22 protein-coding genes are annotated in these 19,433 nt (G+C 66.7%); 21 read left to right on the top strand and 1 reads right to left on the bottom strand.

Annotated elements, in window-relative coordinates; translation table 11 throughout:
- Positions 1–4: 4 nt before the first annotated feature.
- From IU452_RS28180 to IU452_RS28095, 18 genes are all read left to right on the top strand, one after another.
- A complete protein-coding gene (locus tag IU452_RS28180) occupies positions 5–1,126 on the top strand; it encodes a phage minor capsid protein (protein WP_195112215.1) in 1,122 nt (373 codons plus the stop codon).
- Between the two features lie 150 nt (positions 1,127–1,276).
- A complete protein-coding gene (locus tag IU452_RS28175) occupies positions 1,277–2,044 on the top strand; it encodes a hypothetical protein (protein WP_195112214.1) in 768 nt (255 codons plus the stop codon).
- A gap of 61 nt (positions 2,045–2,105) precedes the next feature.
- Entirely contained in the window at positions 2,106–3,038 is a 933-nt protein-coding gene (locus IU452_RS28170) for a P22 phage major capsid protein family protein (RefSeq protein ID WP_195112213.1), read from the top strand.
- Positions 3,038–3,265: a hypothetical protein gene (locus IU452_RS28165; protein WP_195112212.1), complete on the top strand. Its 228-nt coding sequence runs from the start codon at positions 3,038–3,040 to the stop codon at positions 3,263–3,265. The genes IU452_RS28170 and IU452_RS28165 overlap by 1 nt, the downstream gene beginning before the upstream one ends.
- Positions 3,266–3,587: 322 nt before the next feature.
- On the top strand, positions 3,588–4,001 hold the full coding sequence (locus IU452_RS28160; protein WP_195112211.1) for a hypothetical protein: 414 nt from the start codon (positions 3,588–3,590) through the stop codon (positions 3,999–4,001).
- On the top strand, positions 3,998–4,327 hold the full coding sequence (locus IU452_RS28155) for a hypothetical protein (RefSeq protein ID WP_195112210.1): 330 nt from the start codon (positions 3,998–4,000) through the stop codon (positions 4,325–4,327). Before IU452_RS28160 ends, IU452_RS28155 begins: the two co-directional genes overlap by 4 nt.
- 3 nt (positions 4,328–4,330) lie before the next feature.
- The gene (locus IU452_RS28150; protein WP_195112209.1) at positions 4,331–4,630 is read left to right on the top strand and encodes a hypothetical protein; all 300 of its coding nucleotides are present in this window, start codon (positions 4,331–4,333) and stop codon (positions 4,628–4,630) included.
- Entirely contained in the window at positions 4,627–5,088 is a 462-nt protein-coding gene (locus IU452_RS28145; protein WP_195112208.1) for an XF1762 family protein, read from the top strand. Before IU452_RS28150 ends, IU452_RS28145 begins: the two co-directional genes overlap by 4 nt.
- The gene (locus tag IU452_RS28140) at positions 5,085–5,501 is read left to right on the top strand and encodes a hypothetical protein (RefSeq protein ID WP_195112207.1); all 417 of its coding nucleotides are present in this window, start codon (positions 5,085–5,087) and stop codon (positions 5,499–5,501) included. The genes IU452_RS28145 and IU452_RS28140 overlap by 4 nt, the downstream gene beginning before the upstream one ends.
- 81 nt (positions 5,502–5,582) lie before the next feature.
- Positions 5,583–6,473, top strand: a complete 891-nt coding sequence (locus IU452_RS28135; protein WP_195112206.1) for an Ig-like domain-containing protein — start codon at positions 5,583–5,585, stop codon at positions 6,471–6,473.
- A gap of 37 nt (positions 6,474–6,510) precedes the next feature.
- Complete coding sequence (locus IU452_RS28130) at positions 6,511–6,843, top strand: hypothetical protein (protein ID WP_195112205.1); 333 nt, start codon at positions 6,511–6,513, stop codon at positions 6,841–6,843.
- Between the two features lie 26 nt (positions 6,844–6,869).
- A complete protein-coding gene (locus IU452_RS28125) occupies positions 6,870–7,295 on the top strand; it encodes a hypothetical protein (protein WP_195112204.1) in 426 nt (141 codons plus the stop codon).
- A gap of 42 nt (positions 7,296–7,337) precedes the next feature.
- Positions 7,338–11,981, top strand: a complete 4,644-nt coding sequence (locus IU452_RS39305) for a transglycosylase SLT domain-containing protein (protein ID WP_195112203.1) — start codon at positions 7,338–7,340, stop codon at positions 11,979–11,981.
- Between the two features lie 149 nt (positions 11,982–12,130).
- Entirely contained in the window at positions 12,131–12,529 is a 399-nt protein-coding gene (locus IU452_RS28115) for a hypothetical protein (protein WP_195112202.1), read from the top strand.
- Positions 12,530–12,621: 92 nt separating this feature from the next.
- Positions 12,622–13,500: a phage tail protein gene (locus IU452_RS28110; protein ID WP_195112201.1), complete on the top strand. Its 879-nt coding sequence runs from the start codon at positions 12,622–12,624 to the stop codon at positions 13,498–13,500.
- Positions 13,497–15,176 carry a phage tail protein gene (locus IU452_RS28105; protein ID WP_195112200.1) on the top strand — a complete coding sequence of 560 codons (1,680 nt, stop codon included), beginning with the start codon at positions 13,497–13,499 and terminating at the stop codon, positions 15,174–15,176. Before IU452_RS28110 ends, IU452_RS28105 begins: the two co-directional genes overlap by 4 nt.
- A 45-nt stretch (positions 15,177–15,221) precedes the next feature.
- Positions 15,222–15,668 (top strand): phage gene 29 protein family protein, encoded by a 447-nt coding sequence (locus IU452_RS28100; RefSeq protein WP_195112199.1) that lies wholly within the window; start codon positions 15,222–15,224, stop codon positions 15,666–15,668.
- Positions 15,665–16,681, top strand: coding sequence for a glycine-rich domain-containing protein (locus IU452_RS28095; protein ID WP_195112198.1), 1,017 nt, complete (start codon positions 15,665–15,667; stop codon positions 16,679–16,681). Before IU452_RS28100 ends, IU452_RS28095 begins: the two co-directional genes overlap by 4 nt.
- Before the next feature lie 124 nt (positions 16,682–16,805).
- On the opposite strand, the gene IU452_RS28090 is transcribed toward IU452_RS28095, so the two are convergent.
- Positions 16,806–17,630 carry a transglutaminase-like domain-containing protein gene (locus tag IU452_RS28090; RefSeq protein ID WP_195112197.1) on the bottom strand — a complete coding sequence of 275 codons (825 nt, stop codon included), beginning with the start codon at positions 17,628–17,630 and terminating at the stop codon, positions 16,806–16,808.
- A gap of 130 nt (positions 17,631–17,760) precedes the next feature.
- Here IU452_RS28090 and IU452_RS28085 point away from each other — a divergent pair, with 130 nt between their 5' ends.
- The 3 genes from IU452_RS28085 (at position 17,761) to IU452_RS28075 (ending at position 19,250) form a co-directional block, all read left to right on the top strand.
- A complete protein-coding gene (locus IU452_RS28085) occupies positions 17,761–18,084 on the top strand; it encodes a hypothetical protein (protein WP_195112196.1) in 324 nt (107 codons plus the stop codon).
- 84 nt (positions 18,085–18,168) lie between these two features.
- On the top strand, positions 18,169–18,978 hold the full coding sequence (locus IU452_RS28080) for a glycoside hydrolase family 25 protein (RefSeq protein ID WP_195112195.1): 810 nt from the start codon (positions 18,169–18,171) through the stop codon (positions 18,976–18,978).
- The gene (locus IU452_RS28075; protein WP_228818889.1) at positions 18,978–19,250 is read left to right on the top strand and encodes a hypothetical protein; all 273 of its coding nucleotides are present in this window, start codon (positions 18,978–18,980) and stop codon (positions 19,248–19,250) included. The genes IU452_RS28080 and IU452_RS28075 overlap by 1 nt, the downstream gene beginning before the upstream one ends.
- Positions 19,251–19,433: the final 183 nt, after the last annotated feature.

Here is a 19,433-nt window from a genome sequence, read left to right as displayed (position 1 = left end):
GTCGATGATGGAGCCCCGGCAGGTGGCGGGATTGTCTGCTGCTGTCGCTGCGATCTACGCCGACGCCGAGCAGCATCTGGTCGGTTTGGTCGCCCGCCACGCCCGAGCAGGTGTGGACGCCCCGCACTGGGCGACCCGTCAGCGAGCGCAGTTGGTGGCACTCGACTCCGCCGCCCGCACCCTGCTCACCGGTCTGACCCCGAAACTCGCCGCCACCGTCACCGCAGCGATCGACACCGCCGCCGCGATCGGTGACCGCGCCGCGCGAGCCGACCTCGGCCGCCGCGCGGCAGAGCTGTCGGTGCGGCACGCCTCCACTGTCGACCCTGCCGCGGTGCAGGCGCTGGCTGCCGACACCATCCACGTCGTCACCGCCACCCACCCTAGGATTCTGCGGTCCGTCGACGACGGATACCGGCGGATCATCGCCGAGGTCACTGGCCGTGTGATCACCGGGGTGGTCACTGAACGGCAGGCGCTGCAGCAGGCGCTGGACCGGTTCGCCGACTCCGGTATCACCGGGTTCGTTGACCGCGCGGGCCGACGCTGGCACATCGACACCTACGCCGAGATGGCGGTGCGCACAGCGGTATACCGGGCGCTCAACCGCGGCCACACCGCTCGGCTGATCGCGGCGGGCCATGACCTGGTGATCATCTCCCACCACCCCAACCCCGCACCGCAGTGCCGCCCGTTCGAGGGCCAGCTGGTGTCGCTGACCGGTGCGACACCCAAAGGCCCGGTCACCGTCCCCGCACTGTTCGGCACCGGCATGGTGACCAAGACCGTGGTCGCGACCATGGCTGAGGCAGAAGCGGCGGGCCTGCACCATCCCAACTGCCGCCACCGCCACAGCCTGTGGCGTCCCGGCGTAGAACCGCCGCCACCGGCACCAGGCAACCGGCGCGGGTATCGCGACGAGCAACGGCTGCGGGCCTTGGAACGGGCGATACGGGCAGCGCACCGACGCCACGCCGCCGCCATCACCCCGGCCGCGGAAACCGCTGCCGCCGACCGTATTCGTGCCCTGCACGACCAGATCGCAGCCCACGTCGCCGCCACCGGTGTCCGCCGTCGCCGCTACCGCGAACAACCCCGCACCACCGCTGCCATGTCTGCTTCCTGACAGCCGGATCTCTCGGGAAAAGCCAACTCCGCCAAGGGATTCCGGTGGTCATGTTGTCACCGCATGATCCCCGGCGGTCCTCGATGGATCCAGCCGGGGCGCGCCCCTCCTGCCGCCCGATGCGGCACGACGCAAAGGTTGATCCCCGCTATGTCCACCACCGACACCGCCGAGGTCGGCGACACCGTCGCTAGCACAGACACCGCCTCCGGTGCTGAGCCAGAACACGATTCGACGAGCTCGACGGCAACTACCCTGCAGATCGAGGACTCGGCGGGCGAACCCGCCACCGTCGCCCCGGAATCGGAATCCGAACCGGCCCAGCAGGTGTTTCCCGCCGAGTACGTGCGTCAGTTGCGCGCAGAAGCCGCGCGTCACCGCAAGCAATGGCAGGCCGCGGTCACCGAGTCGGAGCAAGCCGCCCGCAGAGCCGCCGAGGATGCTGCGGCACGCACCCGGGAGGAGATCGCCAGCACTCTCGGCAAGGCGTTGGGACTGGTTCCCGACGAGGTGCCCGCCGACCCGGCCGAACTGCTCGCCCAAGCCACCGCGAAAGCTGAACAGGCCCAAGCATTGTCGGACCAACGCGCCACCGAGGCACGCGCCGCCCGCGTCGAGCTGGCCCTGTATCGGGCAGCCGATGCCGCAGGCGCCGACGCGACCACCCTGCTGGACTCGCGCTCGTTCCTGGCCACCGTTGCCGACCTGGACCCGTCGGCGGCCGAGTTCGACGACCACATCACCACCGCCGTCGAGCGTGCCTTGGCCGACAACCCGAAATTCCGCAAGCAATCCGCACCAGCTGTGCGCAGCGGCGGGGACCTGTCAGCCGGTCCCGCTGGCGCGCCCGCGGTCGGCGACGACACGACCGTGGATGCGCTGCGCAAGCTGCGCGCCGACCGACGCGCACGCCGATAGCGCCGACACGCCAGGCCCAGCCTGCGCACAGTCGTTCATAATTTCATAAGGAGCCGCCGCAGTGGCGAATACCCTGCTCACTCCCACCTTGATCGCCCGCCAAGCGTTGGCGACGTTATACGAATCCCTCGTCATGGTTCCGCTCGTTTACACCGATTACTCGGCTGAATTCACGGCCCAGAAAATCGGTAACGTCGTCAACGTCCGCAAACCGGCGGTGTTCGTCGCCCAGCTGTTCGACCGGGGCACCGGCATCAAATTGCAGGACGCCACCGAGGGCAAGATCCCGGTCACCCTCGACCGGATCGCGGACGTCTCGTTCGCGGTGACAACCGAAGAACTCACCCTCGATATCGTCGATTTCGACGCCCAGCTGCTGTCACCGGCGATGATGGCGCTCGCACAAAAGATCGACCGCGACATCCTCGGCTTGCGCAACGACATCACCCAGACTGCGGGCTTGTCGACACAGGTTGGTTTCGAATGGAACAAGCCCGAGGTGTTGATCGAAGCGGCCAGGCAGTTGGATGTCAACAGTGTGCCCGAAGACGGCCGTCACGCGGTGACCGGGCCGACCACGAAGGCGCAGTGGCTCAACTCCCCGGTTCTGAAGAATGCCCAGAATTCCGGAAGCACCGACGCATTGCGCCGCGCCTCGATCGGCGCCAGCCTGTTCGGATTCGACGCCTACCAGACACAGAATGTCGAGCAGCCGCGCACCGATGCCACCGAAGGACACCCGACCACTGAGGTCGGAGTGGCGTTCCACGACACCGCGTTCTGTTTCGTGTCCGCCCCGCTGGAAATCGCTCCCGGATCTTTCGCTGCCGCAGAGTCCTATCGAGGTTTGTCCGTTCGTGTCGCCTACCAATACGACATCAACCGGAAACAAACAATCGTCTCCCTCGACACCCTCTATGGCGTGAAAACCCTCGACCCGAAGCGCGCAGTCCTGATCAAGGGTGATGATACGAAGGGCGGGGGCAAGAGCTGATGCCGACATTCCGTGAAATCAACACCGGCCAAGTCGTGACCGTCGACGAAGACCCCTCGTATTTCACCGTTCTGGCCCGCTGGCAGCGCGTCGACAACCCGACCCAACCCTCGGCCGCACCGAACACTCCGCCAGCGGCGCCCCCGCCCACACCGGCCATCCCCGCTGCACCGTCACGGGAGCCAGCCAAGCCCGCCACCGGCACCAAACCGAGCCCGCCGAAATGACATTCACCGTGCCTGCCAGCGCCGGGATGTGAGCCGATGTTCCACTGGCCTGCGGGAAACGACGCCGCAGGCCAGTGGAACAACCGCCGGGCACATCGAAGGGTGTCCGGCACAACGAAAAAGAGAGAACATCATGCCGCTGTTTCTTCAGCTGATCCTGTGGCTGAACTCCCTGCTCGCACTAGCCACCGGTTCCGCTGGTGCTCCCGCCGACCCGGGCAGCGCCACCGGCAGCTTCTGACCAACACCGACCACGGCACGATGTCCTCCCGGCGCGGCCGGGAGGACATCGTGCCGATCGAGCCGATCGAGACCACACCGGATGCTGATCTACGCCGCCCCAGGCGATCTCGTGCCGGACTGGCTGGCCACAGTGCCCGATGACGTGGCCGTGTTGATCCGCTACGCCAGTATCCGCGTCACCACAGCCACCCGGCTCGCTGTCTACGGCACCGATTCCACTGGGAAGCCGACCGACCCCGACGTCCGCACCGCGATGCGGGACGCGGTGTGCGCGCAAGTCGCCGAATGGGTGACCGCCCACATCAACCCCGTCGCTGGCCCGGCTGGACAGCCCCCGGTGATCTCCTCCCAGTCCGTGCCCGGCGGATCGGTCACCTACGCCACCGGCTCCACCCAGCAACAGATCACCACCGCCGTGACCGGCCTGTGCGACACCGCCTATCGCATCCTGCTCACCGCCGGTCTGATCACCACCGCACCGAGGATGCTGTGACCACAGATCTGTATTTCGCGGCCGGGGCGATGCTGACCGTGCTGCGGGCAGCGCAACTGGACCCGCACGGCGATGGCGAGTTCACCGATCACCACCAGGTTGGGCCTGCCGACATCCCGGAAACCTCGGCCAGCGTTCGCAAACCGGGTGACCCGCGCGCCACACGCAGCGTCCCCGTGCGGATACCGGCGGGGCAGGACATCCGCCACGCCGACCGCGTCCGGCTACCCAACGGCGCGATCTGCACTGTTGTGACCCACCCCGAGACCCCCACCAACCCGTTTACGGGCTGGCGGCCATTCACGTACTTCGTCCTGGAAGGCTGAGCCATGCGTTATGAGGCCCGCGGTGCGGACTTCGACCGCGTACTCGCCACCTCCCCACAACTGCGAGCACTGGTGTGGCGCAAGGCATCGGCCGGTGCCGCGTACTGGCGAGCCAACAGCCGTCGACGCACCGGCTACAACGCCTCCCACGTCCGCGTCCTAGCCCAAACTCGCAACGGCAAGCGGGTCGCCGTCATCTACGCGCACGGCTACTACGCGAAGTGGCGGGAACTCGGAACCAGGTGGAACGCACCCGAAGCCGTTCTGCGACGGTCGATTCCAGCTATCCGGGCGGCCCGATGAGCGCGCCAGAGCGACTGGAATTGGTGCCCGTGTCTTTCGCGGAGGCCAGGAACTTCGTCGCCACGCACCACCGTCACCATCGTCCGCCGCCTGGGCACAAATTCTCGACCGGTGTCGCGCTAGGCGACAGGCTGGTTGGTGTGGCGATCGTCGGCCGTCCCGTCGCCCGGCACCTGCAGGACGGGCGAACCCTCGAGGTCACCCGGACCGCCACCGACAGCACTCCCAACGCCAACTCGAAGCTGCTCGGCGCTGTCCGGCGCGCGGCAACCGCACTCGGTTACCGCCGCCTGATCACCTACACCCAGCACGACGAATCCGGCAGCTCCCTCAAAGCTGCCGGATATCGCTATGTGGCGCACCGAGCCCCGCGCCGCGGCTGGGATTGCCCCAGCCGGCCACGCGTCAACCGCGGCAGCGACGGCATCGAACGAATCCTGTGGGAGGCGTTGCTGTGACCTACCCCGTGCCCGGCGAGTTCCCCGACTTCGAGCAGGTCCTGATCGACTTGCTCACCCCGATCGCCTACACCTGCAGCACGCTGCCCGCCAGCGAACAGGATTTCCAGGACGCCTTGCCGCTGATTTGGGCGCGCCGCATCGACGGCGGTATCGACGCCGACCAGATCACCGACACCGCCATCGTCCAACTGGATGTATTCGCGCACAAACGATCCGACGCGCAAGCCCTGGGCCGTCGCGCCACCGCCGCGGTACTCGGCTGCGGCGGCACCCGTGTTAACGGGGTGCTGATCGACTGGGTGGAGCAGAACTCCGGCGGTGCCGGAGGCCTCGACACTCAAGACATCGACCCCCTCAACCGGGTCGCGCAGGCCCAGTTCCGGATAGACGCCCGCCGCCAATTCCCGTGACCGGCCACCGCGCCGTATCGCCCCGATCGGTGCCCGGTTCATCTGGGCATCCCCCTCTTGTTGAAGGAGCCTCGCGCGACCATGGATTTGTCGCAGCTCAAACAGGCCAAACAGCAGCTTCTGCTCAAACCGCTCGACGCTGTCGTGTTTCTCGCCCCCTGGTACACCGCCCATCCCGACGCGTTCACCAACGACTCCTCCGAGCTTCAACCACTGCCCACCGCCTACCGGTCGGTGGGGTTGATCAGCAAAAAAGACGGGGTCGGGTTCGCGCGCGACGTCGAGACCGACACCATCGAATCATTCGGTGAGCGGGAACCGACCCGCATGGACATCTCCAGCGACTCCACCACGCTGGCGTTCACGCCACAGGAGACGAACAAGACGGTGCTGGCGTTGACCACCAGCACCGACTTGTCGGCGGTCGTCGCGAACCCCGCCTCTGGTGAGGTGTTTTTCGCCCAGCCGACTTCCCCGCAGGTCACCTACTACTCCTGCATCGTCATCGGCCGCGACGGCGACGACGCCAACCCGATCTTCGTGTTCAAAGTGCTACCGAAGGTCGCGCTGTCCAAGGCAGACGGTGAAACCTGGTCCGGCGACAGTGGCGCGTCACAGAAGGTGACTTTGACCGCGTTCCGCGACAACACCGCCGGTTTCGCTGTCGGGCATGGTTTCGGTGGGCGGGGTTGGAAACGCATCGCCGCCGCCGCTGGATTCGAGACCGCCATCACCGCCATCACTGTCACACCGGCGACGATGAAGTTGTCGGAGCAGTCCAAGTCCGGTTCGTTGACGGTGACCGATCAGGCCGGCAACACCGTCACCGGCCGCGCCAGCTTCGTCTGTAGTGACCGAGCCGTGGCCACGGTCGACAACCACGGGGTTGTCACCCGTGTCGCCGTCGGGAAGGCCACAGTGACCGCCAAGGTGGGCGACCAGACCGCCACCTGCGCGCTCACCTGCTCCTGACCCCCATCCCACGTCGGACATTCACCGAAAGAACCGCATGCCCACTCGTTCCCGCTCTTCTGCTCGTGGCTCCGATGAGGGCCGCTTCTTCGAAATCCAGGCCGAGGTCGCCGCCCGCCGCCGCGGCCCGTACGTGCTGACCCCCGATATCGTCATCCAGCCCATCACCCGTGGACAGGCCAAGGCGATGCGCGAGGCCCGCGACGAAAACGAACAACTGCGCATCCTGCTCGGTGAACACGCCGACGCTGTCGAAGCACTGTTCGACGACCGCCCCCTCGATGAATGGGTCGCGTTCCAGCGTGACTTGCAACAGCACTTCTACGGCCAGGGCGCGACCGAGATCCCGGGGGGATCACAGGGCTCGTAGAGTTCTGGGACCGGTTCGGGCCCGAGTTGGAGTACGACCTGCTGGAGCGGCTCGGTCTCGACATCCGCGATTGCTTCGGTGGCGGTCTGGATTGGCGCACAGTGTGGCGGCTCAAAGACCGCCTGCCCCGCGAATCCCACTACAAGACCGCAGTGGCGATGGATGAGCAACTGGCCGAAACCGCCGCCGCCCAGCCCGAACCGGACGCCGACGACTACGAGCCCCCCACCCCACTCGGCTACACCCTCGAGGCGTATCTGCTGTTGACCATCATCGACTGCCTCCAAGGCGTACAGGCAGCAGTGATCGCGTCGACCGGCACGAAACCACCTGCGCTGCAACCGATGCCGCGTCCCCAAACCGCGCTCGACCGGGTGCGGGAACAACGCTGGCGCGACCGCATGCAAGCGCTGGTCGACCTGTTCGCACCGCACGAACACACCGACCCCTGACCAGGGGTGTTCCACAACCACAACTGAATAACGGGAGAACCGGTGGCCGACTACAGCGCCTACGACGCCGGCACCGCCATCCTCACCGTTGAACCCGCACTCGCCGACCGATTCCGCGAACGTGTCGCCGCCGAGGTCGGCGCGATCGACATCAACCTCCCCATCGACGTCGTACCGGACCTGTCCGGGTTCGCGGCCCGCGTCGACGCCGACCTGGCGCTGCTGGCACCGACGGTCACCGTCACCGCCGACCTCGACCTGACGGATGTACGGGCACGGCTGCATGAGCTTGCCCGTGAACGCATCCGCATCCCCGTCGATATCGACGTCGACCGAACAGCGTTGGCGGGCACGGGATTCGGTGACCAGCGAATCGAGGTCGGTGTCGAACTGGATCAAGCCGACGTCGACGCGGTCGAAGCCGAACTCGACGAACTGACCCGTGACCGCACCGTCGTCATAGACATCGACTACGACTGGTCGCAGCTGGCGGAGTTGGACGCCGAACTCGATCGCCTCGCCGACACCCACCGGGTCCACTTCGACATCGACCGGTTCGGGCTGGACGCCACCGCCCGCAGCGCCGCTACCGCACATGACCGGCTGAGCGCGCTGTCGGCGGTGAAGTTCGGCGGTTTGGCGGCCGGTATCAGCGTGATCGTGGCCGGGCTCGGCGGCCTGATCGGCGCAGCCGGTGGCGCCGCCGCCGCGTTGGGTGCGATCGCCGGTGTCGGCGTGCTCGGCTCTTACGGCCTCGGTGATGCGTTCCAGGCCCGGTCTCAGGCCACCGAGTCGGCCGCCGATGACGCCGAATCCGCCTACCAGGCACGCAAATCCGCAGCCGATGCGGTCGCGGACGCGACCTGGACCGTCGAGTCGGCGCAGCGAGCCGTCGCCGACGCAGGTCGCGACGCCGAGCAGGCGCAGCAGCGGCTCAACGACGCCTACCGTGACGCGGGCCGCCAGCTGCGCGACATGAACGCCCAGCTCAAAGACGCTGAGCTGTCACAAGAGTCGGCTGCGATCGCGGTCTCCCGCGCAAGAGAGAACCTGGCGCGGGTCAACGCAGATTCCCGGTCGTCGGCGCTGGACCGTCAAGAAGCCGAACTCCAGGTGCGTACCGCGCAGCAGCGGTACGAGGAGTCGAAAACCAAGACAGCGGACCTACGCGCCGATGTCGCCGACGCCAACGCCAAGGGTGTCGAGGGCTCCGACACCGTGCAGCAGGCCAAGCAAGATGTGGAGACCGCACAGCAGGCGAAGGTCGACGCCCAGCATCAACTCGCCGTCTCGGTGCGGCAACTGGCCGACGCCCAACACCAGCTCGACGTCGCCGGACAAAGCGCCGGGTCCGGGCAGGACAACCTCAACAAAGCCCTCGAGAAGCTGTCGCCGAACGCGCGCGACCTCTACGAGCATTTGGTCGCGCTCGGCCCAGCGTTCCACGACCTGCGAGTGGCCGTCTCGGATGCGTTGTGGAACCAGATCGGTGCATCGATCACAACCCTGACCACCCACCAGCTGCCCGCGCTACGGGCAGGGCTCACCTCGATCGCAGGCGGGTTGAACGCCGCCCTGCGCAACACCCTCGAGGGCCTGGACGCCACCCTCACGCAGCTCGCCGCCAACGGCACCTGGAAACAATTCGTGGACGGCGTGACCGCGTCGCTGGCCGGGATGGCTCCCATGGTGTCGACGCTGACCACAGCGTTCGCGCAGTTCGGAGCCACCGTGGGTCCAGCCTTGGGTCCGCTTTTCGCGCAGCTGGCGGGGGTGATCGCCGCCATCTCCCAGCCGTTGGCCGACCTGGGCAAGGTGTTCGCCGAAGCCCTGACCGCGCTGATGCCCACCCTCGGCGCGTTCGTCGCCGCGCTCGCGGACAACCTCGCACCGTTCCTGCCTGTCGCCGCCGGGCTGCTGGACACGCTGGGGCAGGCATTGACACCGATCCTGCCGCAACTGTCGCAGCTGGTGCAGATCTTCGGCACCGCCCTCGCCGACGGCATCCGAGCGTTGGCGCCCGCACTGCCGCCGATCATGAATTTGTTCGTCGCGATCGCCCGTGCGGTCCAACCGCTCGCGCCGCTGATCACCCAGATCGTGTCGGTTCTGGTGCAGGCGCTCGCACCCGCGTTCACCAGCATCCTCGACGCCATCACGCCGGTGGTGACGCAGCTGGTGCAGCAGATGATGCCAGTCTTCGAGCAAATAAGACCGGTACTGACCCAGGTTGCCACCACCATCGCCGACGCCCTTGTCACGGCGTTGAACCAGCTGGCCCCACTGCTGCCGCCGATCCTGCAAGCCTGGATCGGCCTCGTCCAAGCACTCCTTCCGCTGCTGCCGGTCCTCGTCGACCTGGCAGTGTCACTGCTGCCACCGCTGATACAAGTACTCGTCGCACTGGCACCGTTGATCACCGAAGCGGTCAACGCTTTCACCGGATTGGTGAATCTGCTTGTGCCGGTCCTGATTCCGGTCCTGAACACCCTCGCCGCACTCGTGCGCACCGTCACCGGGACCATCGCCGACGACATCACCTCCGTGATCCACGGCGTGGTCCAACCGGTGCTGACCGCAGTCGTGGACTTGCTGCGCGGTGATGTCGGTGGCGCGTTCACATGGCTGTTCGAGCAGGTCGTCAAACCCGTGTGGGACGGCATCTCCACCGTGGTACAGGCCGGGTGGGACGGCGCGCTCAAACCCGCCTTCGCCGCCGTCACCGCGGGTGTCACCGGCATGCAGGCGGTGTGGGAGGGGATCGGCGCCGCTGTCGGGCGGGTGTGGGCGGGCATCATCGACACGATCAAAACCGCCGTCGGCGCGATCGGTGACCTCCTGGCGAAGATGCCTCACACGAGTCTGATCCCCGGCAGCGAGCAGATCCACGACCTGGGTGTGTCGATGCAGGAGTTCGCGGGCAGAAAAGCGGCCGGAGGACCGATCACAGGGCCTGGCGGACCCACCGACGACGTGATCCCGGTGCTGGTGTCCAACGGTGAGTACATCGTCAACGCCGCCGCAGCCCGCCGCTGGGCACCGCTGCTGGAAGCGATCAACACCGGCACCGCCCCCAAGTTCGCCGCCGGTGGTCCGGTCAACGCACTCCAATTCGCCCGCGACCACCGCAATATCGTCTACCGGTGGGGCGGGTCCAGCCTCGACGGTGCCGACTGCAGCGGATGGGTGGGCATGCTGCAGCAGGTCGCCCTTGGCGTGTCCAACCCGACGACCCGCCTCGGCACGACCGCCGAATTCCTGGCAGGACACTGGCCGAACGTGCTCCCCGGAGCGACCACGACGGACGCGTTCGTAATCGGCGCCAACACCGACCACATGGCCGCGACCATCCTCGGAGTCAACGTCGAAGCCCGAAACCCGGGCGAGACAATGCGTTTCGGGTCGGATGCCACCAGCGCATTCGACCCTCGGTTCACCGCCATAGCCCACGTCGACCCGGCGCAATTTCAGCCCCCGTACACACCCGACGACACTGCGCCCGCCGACGCCGGGCAGTCTGCGTTGAACGCGAAAACCGACGCCCTCGCCGACCAGCCCGCCACCGTCGCCCCCACCCGCCCGCACGCGGGGTCGGTGACGTCAGCGTCGTCGTGGTCGCAGCTGGCGGGCCTCGCTGCCTCCGGGAAACTGGCCGCGACTGGTTCCAACAGTGCGGCCAAACCGGATCCGTGGAAGAAAGCCGCCGACGCTGCCGCCTCAGGGTTCGTCAAAGACGCCTTGACCGTGTTCGGTGTCCCCGACCAGCTTCCACCGGTGCTGACCGCGGCAGCCCAGTACGTTACCGACAACTCCCAACCCACCGGTGACCAGGCGACACCCCGCATTGGTGACCAGACCACACCACAGACCACCACACCGGTACCCGGAACCGGTGAAACTCCGTGGACGCCACCGTCTGACCGGGGTCTCACCTACGGTCTCGGCGACACCGTCACACCCGCCACCCCACCCACCGGCAGCGCACCCACCGCGCCCGCAGGGGAGTGGAAGCCCGGTGGCGGGGTGGCGCAGTGGTCCGGTGTGGTCACCGAGGTGCTCGCCGCTCTCCGGTTTCCCTCCGAGTGGCACGAGCTGACGTCGCGGCAAATGGAAACCGAATCCGGCGGCAACCCGCGCGCGATCAACACCGACGACATCAACGCCCGAAACGGCAACCCGTCCAAGGGGTTGATGCAGGTGATCCAAACCACCTTCGACGCGATGTACCCGAAGTTCGCGGCCCAGACCGGATACCCGAACGACATCTGGGACCCGCACTCCAACATCGCGGCCGGGCTGGAATGGGTCGTGCAGCGCTACGGCGGGCCGGTGGGTGTGTGGGGGCAAGGCCACGGCTACGCAGCCGGTGGCCCGGTCTCCGGTCCCGGTGGCCCTGTCGCTGACGCGATCCCGGCCTGGTTGTCCGACGGTGAATACGTCATCAACGCCCGCTCCGCCGCCCGCAACCGCGCCCTGCTGGATGCGCTCAACACGGACCCGAACTTCCTCGCCCACGTGAGCACACCCATCACCGCCACGCAACCAGCCCTCGCCGCCGGTGCCCGCACCAGTGTCGACAACTCGATGCAGATCCATCTGTCCACCCCGGATGTGGATACCGCGTTCGAGAAGGCCAAGACCTGGCAGGCGCAGCGGGCGCTCACCTACACCGGCCGCTGGAACTAACCCTGATCCCAGCCCAGCTACTCGCCGATCGCCGACGCATCCGGCGAGGCGCTGGAACCACCGAATCGTCCCCTGGCCCAAGGGGATAACACACCTCGCCGGACCGGGCGCCAACCACGCCCGGTCTTGGTGTGGAGAAAGAGGTTCGCATGCGTTTGCGAATCGAGTTCGATTTCGCCGGATCGGCCGATACCGCCGACCGGCTCGACAGATTGGAGAACCTGATGGGCGCTGTGGCCGAGAACCTGGCCGGCGTGCGCGATCAGCTGGCGAAGGCCAAGGAGGAGATCCTCGGCAAGATCGCCGATCTGGAAAAGCAGCTGGAAAACGGCAGCGGCCTCGACGATGCCGATAAGGCCGCGATCCAGCAGGTCAAGCAGGCCGCGCAGGCCCTCGACGACATCGTTCCGGACAAGCCGACCGAGCCCACCGAGCCCACGGAGCCGACTGAGCCCACGGAGCCGACCGAGCCGACTGAGCCCACCGAGCCGACCCAGCCTACGGAGCCGACTCAGCCCGAGCAGCCGACCAACCCGGCGACTGCCTAACACGCGATCGGCCCTCCCCACCCCTCGGGGAGGGCCGCCCGCCCCTGCCAGAACCCAAAACCGAACTCCCACAACTTCATAGAGGACACACCGTGGCCACCGCCGCAGTGATCGAACTCCACGGTGTCGACGGCTCCCACTGGGTGCTGTCCGGACCCGGCCAAGGCGCACAAGGCGTCGAACTCGGCACCAGCCCCACCGGGCTTTACGACGCCCCCGTCAAAACCCTGTGGGTGTCCTCGGCCTTCCAGCCCGGCGCCACCTTCACCGGCGTCAACTGGCTCAAACGAGACGTCGTTTTCGCCGTCAACATCTACGAAACCGCCTCTGCCGGATGGGAAGACGTCGACTCGGCATGGCGCAAAGCGTGGGCCTACGACCGCGACGCCACCCTCACCGTCACCACCAGCCACGGGGCACGCAAACTGCGGCTACGCATGTCCGGGCAACCGGACATCAAACCCAAAATCGACCCCCACATCAAACGATTCAGCCAGGTCACCATGACCTGCACCGCCGGAACCCCCTGGTGGGTCGAAGACGACGTCACCGCCACCGCCGCAACCACCACCGACACCACCGCCCAAGGCGCGTCGCAAACCCTGTGGCTACCGGTCTCCAATCCCACCGACCAACCCATGTACCTGCAATGGGTGTGCACCGCCCCCGGCGTGTGGACCCTGCCCGACTTCTCCTGGCGCGACGACGACCACCGTGACCGCGTCATCACCATGCCCACCCTCACCGCCGGCCAAGACATCACCGTCGACACCGACCCGATGGAAGAACTCGTCGTCGCCGCCGACGGAAGCAGTGCGTGGGCGCGGATGAACGGCAAAATGTTCCTCCACCCCGTCCCCGCCTACACCGCCCAAACACAGCTCCCGGTCACCGTCTCCGGCGCCCCGACCGGAGCGGCAGTGCAGGTTCGGTGCCGCCGCTGCTGGTCACGGCCCTGGGGACTGCAGTGACCGCCCCCGCACCGACCCTCACCACCGACCAAGCCGTCATCGACCGCGTCGAACGCATCTACACCGACGCGATCACCGCCCGCACCGCCCGTAAACAAGCCCGGACCGCACGGCCACTGATCCGGTTGTGGGACGGCGACTGGAACCTCCGCGGCATCTGCACCGCCGAATACTCCGCCCAATTCACCTGGCTCCTCAACGAAACCGGCACCGGCACACTCGAACTCCCCGCCGACCACTACCTCGCCCGCTGGGTGATGGACCCCGCCTCCCGCACCACCGAGAACGTCCACGTGACGGCCGACCACATGGGGGCCCGCTGGTCCGGCCGCATGCGCACCGCCACCCTCCGCAAAACCAGCGACGGCCACACCAGCGTCGTCGTCACCTTCGCCCACGACTACGAGGAACTCAAGTGGATCCACGCGATCCCCAACCCGTTCCTGCCACCGAACCTGATCCAGTTCCCGCGCACATTCTTGCTGGCGGCCCCGTCCCGTTGGGGTCTGAAATTGACGCTGTTTCTGAACCTTCTGCGTAAGGAAGCGAATCTGTGGGCGCTTCCGGACGATCCCCTGGATGCCCGTCAGTGGGTGAATTTGGATCAGTCGACGTGGTCGATGGTGGTCGCGCCCAGTGATTTCGTGTCCGACACGTCGTTGTGGACGGTCATCTCCTCGCGCTGGAAGGTGTGGCACGACCTGGCCAAAGACGTCCTCGACGACGCGCAGTTGATGGTGACTTGCCGCCGCTGGCTCGATGGGGATCCACCGCCGTGGCCGGGCGCGCGGCTGCGGCACGGGTGCTTGGTCGTCGATGTGGTCGACAAGAGTGGCTGGTTCACCGAGACCTCCGGCGGGGGAACTGTGTGGGATGGGTTGCGGCGCACCGCATTCCGCATCGCCGACGACTTCATCGAAGGCACCCTTACCGATGTACCCAACCCTGGTGACGCCGCGGAGTACCTGCAACGGAACTGGATGGGCACCAGCCCGCAGCAGCCATGGGTGGTGTACCGGGACGGGGAGATCACCGGCATCCAAAGCTCGGAGTTCACCCTGCATCCGGCGACGGCGGTGCAGATCAACTGTGGCGGCAAATCCGCCTACGGCATCAACGAGGCCATGTCCGCCATGGTGCAGATGGCCGGCGACGCGCTGGCCGCCGTACCCGGCCTGGTCCCGGTTGGGGGCGCGTTGGAAGTGGCCCTCCGGCCGATCTTCAGCGACACCGTGGGCGCCTGGATGTCGTTCAAAAGCCCTTGGCGCGCACAGCGTTTGGGGTGGTCGCACTACTACGAATACTTCCAGTCCGGTGCCGACCGTGCCTACACGCTGTCGGCGTTGCTGGCGCTGCGTGCCGGGATGTGGGCCACCCGCTCCTATGTCAGCTACAAGCTGACCATCGCCGACGGCGCACCCTACTTCGTCGGTGACAACGGGCACGGTCACTTCTTTCTCGGTGACCGCATCGGCGCCACGATCGCCGGAGCACCGCCCGGGCGGGTGTATGTCGACCAGGTCAACGAGCTGTCGTTGTCGTGGAAACGCGGCCTCGCCCCCGCATGGGAGGTGAGCATCGGCACCGACCACAGCAGCGAAGATCCGGTCGCCCGCGCGCTGCGCTATATCCAAAACATCTTCTCCGACCTGCACGACCTGGGCGTATTCGGCTAACCGGCCCCTGGTGCAGGTGATCCCGATTCACAGAAAGGCGCGCACGTGCCGTTGCGTCTGCAGCACGAATGCAACCTCGACGATCCCTCGGAAGCGTTCGTGTGGGCGTTCGTTTCGCTGCCAGGACCACGCAACGGGCCGCTGCTGGTGCCGCAGCCCGTGCTGGAGAAATGGTCGAAACACTTGTGGGAACTCGGATTTCGTCATCACCCCGATCTCCAAACCCTGGAGTACCAGCCGCCGCCGACACCGGAAGCGCACTGGCTGAACCCGACCGGGGTGTGGGTGCCCAAAGGCACCGCCACCGCACCGGCCGCGACAGTGCCGGACATCTCGCAGATGACCGTCGCGCAGCGGCACGAGCTGATCCGGCAGCTGCAGCAGTCCGGGGAACTGGCGCATCCGGTGGACCGCCGCGACGACCAACCGGATCAGGCCCGCGTCGGCACCGCCCCCGAGATCAGTCCACCAGCAGATGGTGACGGCCGGTGACGTCACCGGATCGGCGGATTCCGGCTGGCTCCTACACCTCCGGTGGCGACAACCCCATCTCCGGGGCCCGCAACTGGACCGAGGAATCGGCCAAAGCCGCGATGACACGAGGCATCCTCACCGCGTTCACCAACGCCCAGAACGTCGCGCACACCACCTACAACAACGTCATCGACGACCACAGCAAGTCGATCACCCAGCTGCGTGAGGCGTTCGACCAGCTGACGTTGCAGGGCAAGGCCCTCGTCTTCACCTCCAACAACAACTACACCCCGTCCGAGAAGGCGGTCAGCATCGATCTCACACTGATCGGTGCCGGAGCAGGGGGCGGGTCCGGACGCTGGGACATCGTGGCCGCCAACCGATCCGGTGGCGGTGGAGGCGGTGGCGGTGGTGTTGTGTTCGTGAACATCCCCATCGACGTCCTACCGAAAGACGCCAACGGCAAGACTCTCCCGATCCCGATCGTCATCGGCGCTGGCGGCGCAGGCGGCCAGTCATCGACCCAACCCGGAAACGGCGGCGGCGACACCATATTCGGCACCGGAGACATCGAGATCCGCGCCAGAGGCGGAAACGGTGGCACATCAACCCCAGGAGGGGCAGCCGGGGGCGCGGGGGGAGTCGGCGTGATCCGGGGCGGGAACGGTGGACGCGGCGCAGCCGCTAACCCATCCACGCCAGGCGGAGACTCGGTATCCCCGCTCGAACTACGCGGAGGCGGTGGAGGAGGCGGTGGGGGAGGCGCGGCACCGATGCTCCAACCCGGCTCCCCCGGTGGTGCGGGAGGGATCTCGCCCGGTGGTGCACCCGGACAACCAGGCACCCCGCCGTCGAAGGCCGTCACCACCGGCGGCGGAGGAGGCGGCGGAGCCCCCACCGATAGCGGTGCCTCCGCTCCCGGTGCCTTTCCCGGTGGCGGAGGCGGGGGTGGAGGCGGTGGCATGACCGCATCGACACCGGGCAGCGCAGGCGCGAACGGCATCGCCTACATCATCGAACGAGCGAAATGACGTGGCTCCCGCAACCGGAAACACCAGTTGTTTACCAGCGTATTTGTGTCGTGGACAAGTGTCTTCGACTACTGGCCGTCGCTGCCTAGGTGTGCGACACGGATGGGCAAGGCCAAGTCAATGATCAGCGCAAGAGTTCTGCAGGGACGCGTAACTCGTCGCGCGCGTAGAGTTCCATGAGCGCGACGGTGTCGCCGTGGATGCAGATCGCGGCGATGGTGTCGAGGAGCTCGTCGTAGTCGGGACCGGTTTCGCCGTTGTAGGACGCGGTCATGCGGCCCCACTCGTCCCACGGAAGGGCCTCGACCTTGTTCAGAGCGGCGAGGTCTTTGATCGCGTTGCCCCGGATCTCGGCTGGTCCCCAGTTGTCGGTTCCATAGACGCCGAAGGTCGAGGCGTCGATGCGGTCATCCTGGAACGCGGCCCATGCCTCAACGCCGCTGAGGAATTCCCCGGCGCGGAGATCCTCGGGATGTTCCAGAACGGACTGCCCGAGGATCTCGGAGTCGATCCGCATCCAACGGCTTTCGCTGTCGTTCCAGTACTCGGTGATCCAGTGATCGAGCCCCTGTCCGGACTGGAAGTAGGTGGCGAAACCGCACCGGACACGGGACGCAATGCCCCGGTGGCGCAGCAACGCGCAGCTGATCACGGCGAAGTGACGACACGTACCGATGACGCGACAGGACGGCGCGCGGGCAACGTCGAGCGGCGTCGGTTCCAACATTAGGAGTGCTTCGATGAGACGGTTGGCCGGCCGGATCTGGTTCTCGGCGAACCGCTCTGCCGGAAGGTCCAGGGTCTGGGCGTCATGTGGCTGTATGACCAGGGCCGAGGTCAAGCGACAGATTTCGACGGCCTCGGTGGGTACCGAGCGCAACACGGCGTGGTCGATACCGTTCAAGCATGTCAGGGGGCCAGGTGTGGCGTAGTCGAGCACCTCGCTCATGCAAGCGATCGTAGGCATCCTTCCCGACACTCGTGGGCCGATCGGTCCAGCTTGCTATGGCGAGTCGCGTCACGCGGCTGCGGTGCCGCTGGTGTCGCCACCGTCATCGAACAATCACACGAGGAAGACCATGGCGACAGCGAAACTCATCCACGACAACCTCGGCGGATATCCCGGACGTGCCCGCTGCTACCAGCTTGACCCGCCAACCACATTCGGCGGCACAGGACACGAATACGTGACGATCTGGGTGCAGCCCGCTTTCTCGCACCAGCACGCCGAGGTCGGCGTCATCCCGGCCACAGCATCCGGTGCTTCCGCGCTACCCCACATCCAGCGCCACCCCGGCAGCTTCATCCCCCGCCACAACCCGGCCGATAAAGATGACGACTACACCGACGGCTGCTACGCCTGGGCACTCGACCAACTCGGCGAATACACCATCACCCCCTGACACAACCCACCGGTCACCCCCCACACCGTTACGCGCAGCATGCGCGCGGATCATGCGCGGGCACAACCGGATTTAGGAGAATTCGTGACCATATTCGGCGTTGACATCTCCAATCATCAGGCCGGATTGGATCTGGCGACAGTGTTCGCCGAGGGATTCGAATTCGCTTTCGCCAAGGTGAGCGAGGGCGACTACTTCCGCGATCACACCTGGCCGCAATTCCGTGACGCCACCCTCGCCGCAGGCAAGGTGCTCGCCGGATACCACTATGTGCGTGCCGACTGCGACCCCGACGCACAAGCCAACCTGTTCGTCGACCACCTCGGCGACTCCAACATCCCGGCGATGCTCGATCACGAGGTCAACTCCGGCGGTGTCGATGTTCTGCGCGCAGTGCGCGATGCGATCGAGGCCCGCGGCGTGCGCGTCGGCCTGATCTACCTGCCGCGCTGGTACTGGCAGCAGATCGGCGAGCCCGACCTGACCGGGCTCCCGCCACTGATGTCCAGTAACTACGGCCCGAACCGGGCAGGCTACGCCAGCGTGATCTACCCCGGCCCCGACGACATCGGCTGGCAACCATACGGCGGGCTCGACGTGACGGTCTTCCAGTTCAGCGACCGCGGCCAAGTGGCCGGCCAGTCCATCGATGTCGATGCCTTCGAAGGCACCCCCGACGAACTCCGCAACCTCTTGATGGGAGACGACATGGCATTCACCGACGACGACCGCCACATGCTGCGTGAAGTGTGGGAGCAGTTGCGCGGACCCGGCGGCGCAGGCTGGGCCCAGCTCGGCCGAAACGACAAGGGGGAGAACCTGACCCCGGTCGACAAGCTCACGGAAATCGGCGCCACCGTCGACGAGATCCGCGCCGCGGTCACGGCGAAGTGATGAGCCGCCACGGCCTGGCCGAGGGTGCGCCGAGTCAGGTTCGGCATCCGTGGCGCACCGTTGTGCGCACACTGTTCCAGCTCGGTCTCGGCGTCGCCGCAGCAATGCCCGAGATCATCTCGGCCTCCGGGCTCTCCGCAACCGCCACCGGTGTCGGGTCCGCGCTTGCGATCTCGGCCGTGGTGACCCGCATCATGGCGATCCCCGCCGTCGATGCCGCACTCGCGACCTGGTTTCCGTGGCTCGCGGCACACCCGCCCAGTCCGAAGTAGCGGGATCCTCATCAGCGAAGACAGCCACATTTGTTATGACTGCGCCCCAGACTCCTCGCTGGACAGAGGAGTCTGGGGCGCTTTTCGTCGTTCACTGGCACGAAGACCTACTGCCATGGGTTCCGCTGCGGCCGCGCGGCGTGAGCGTTCATCCGCCACTATGGGCGCACCGTCGTGGAATCA

Source organism: Nocardia transvalensis (assembly GCF_015477765.1).
GTDB classification, from domain to species: Bacteria; Actinomycetota; Actinomycetes; order Mycobacteriales; family Mycobacteriaceae; genus Nocardia; species Nocardia transvalensis_A.
The sequence above is the reverse complement of the archived record's forward strand: the minus strand, read 5'-3'. Positions and strand labels throughout refer to the sequence as shown.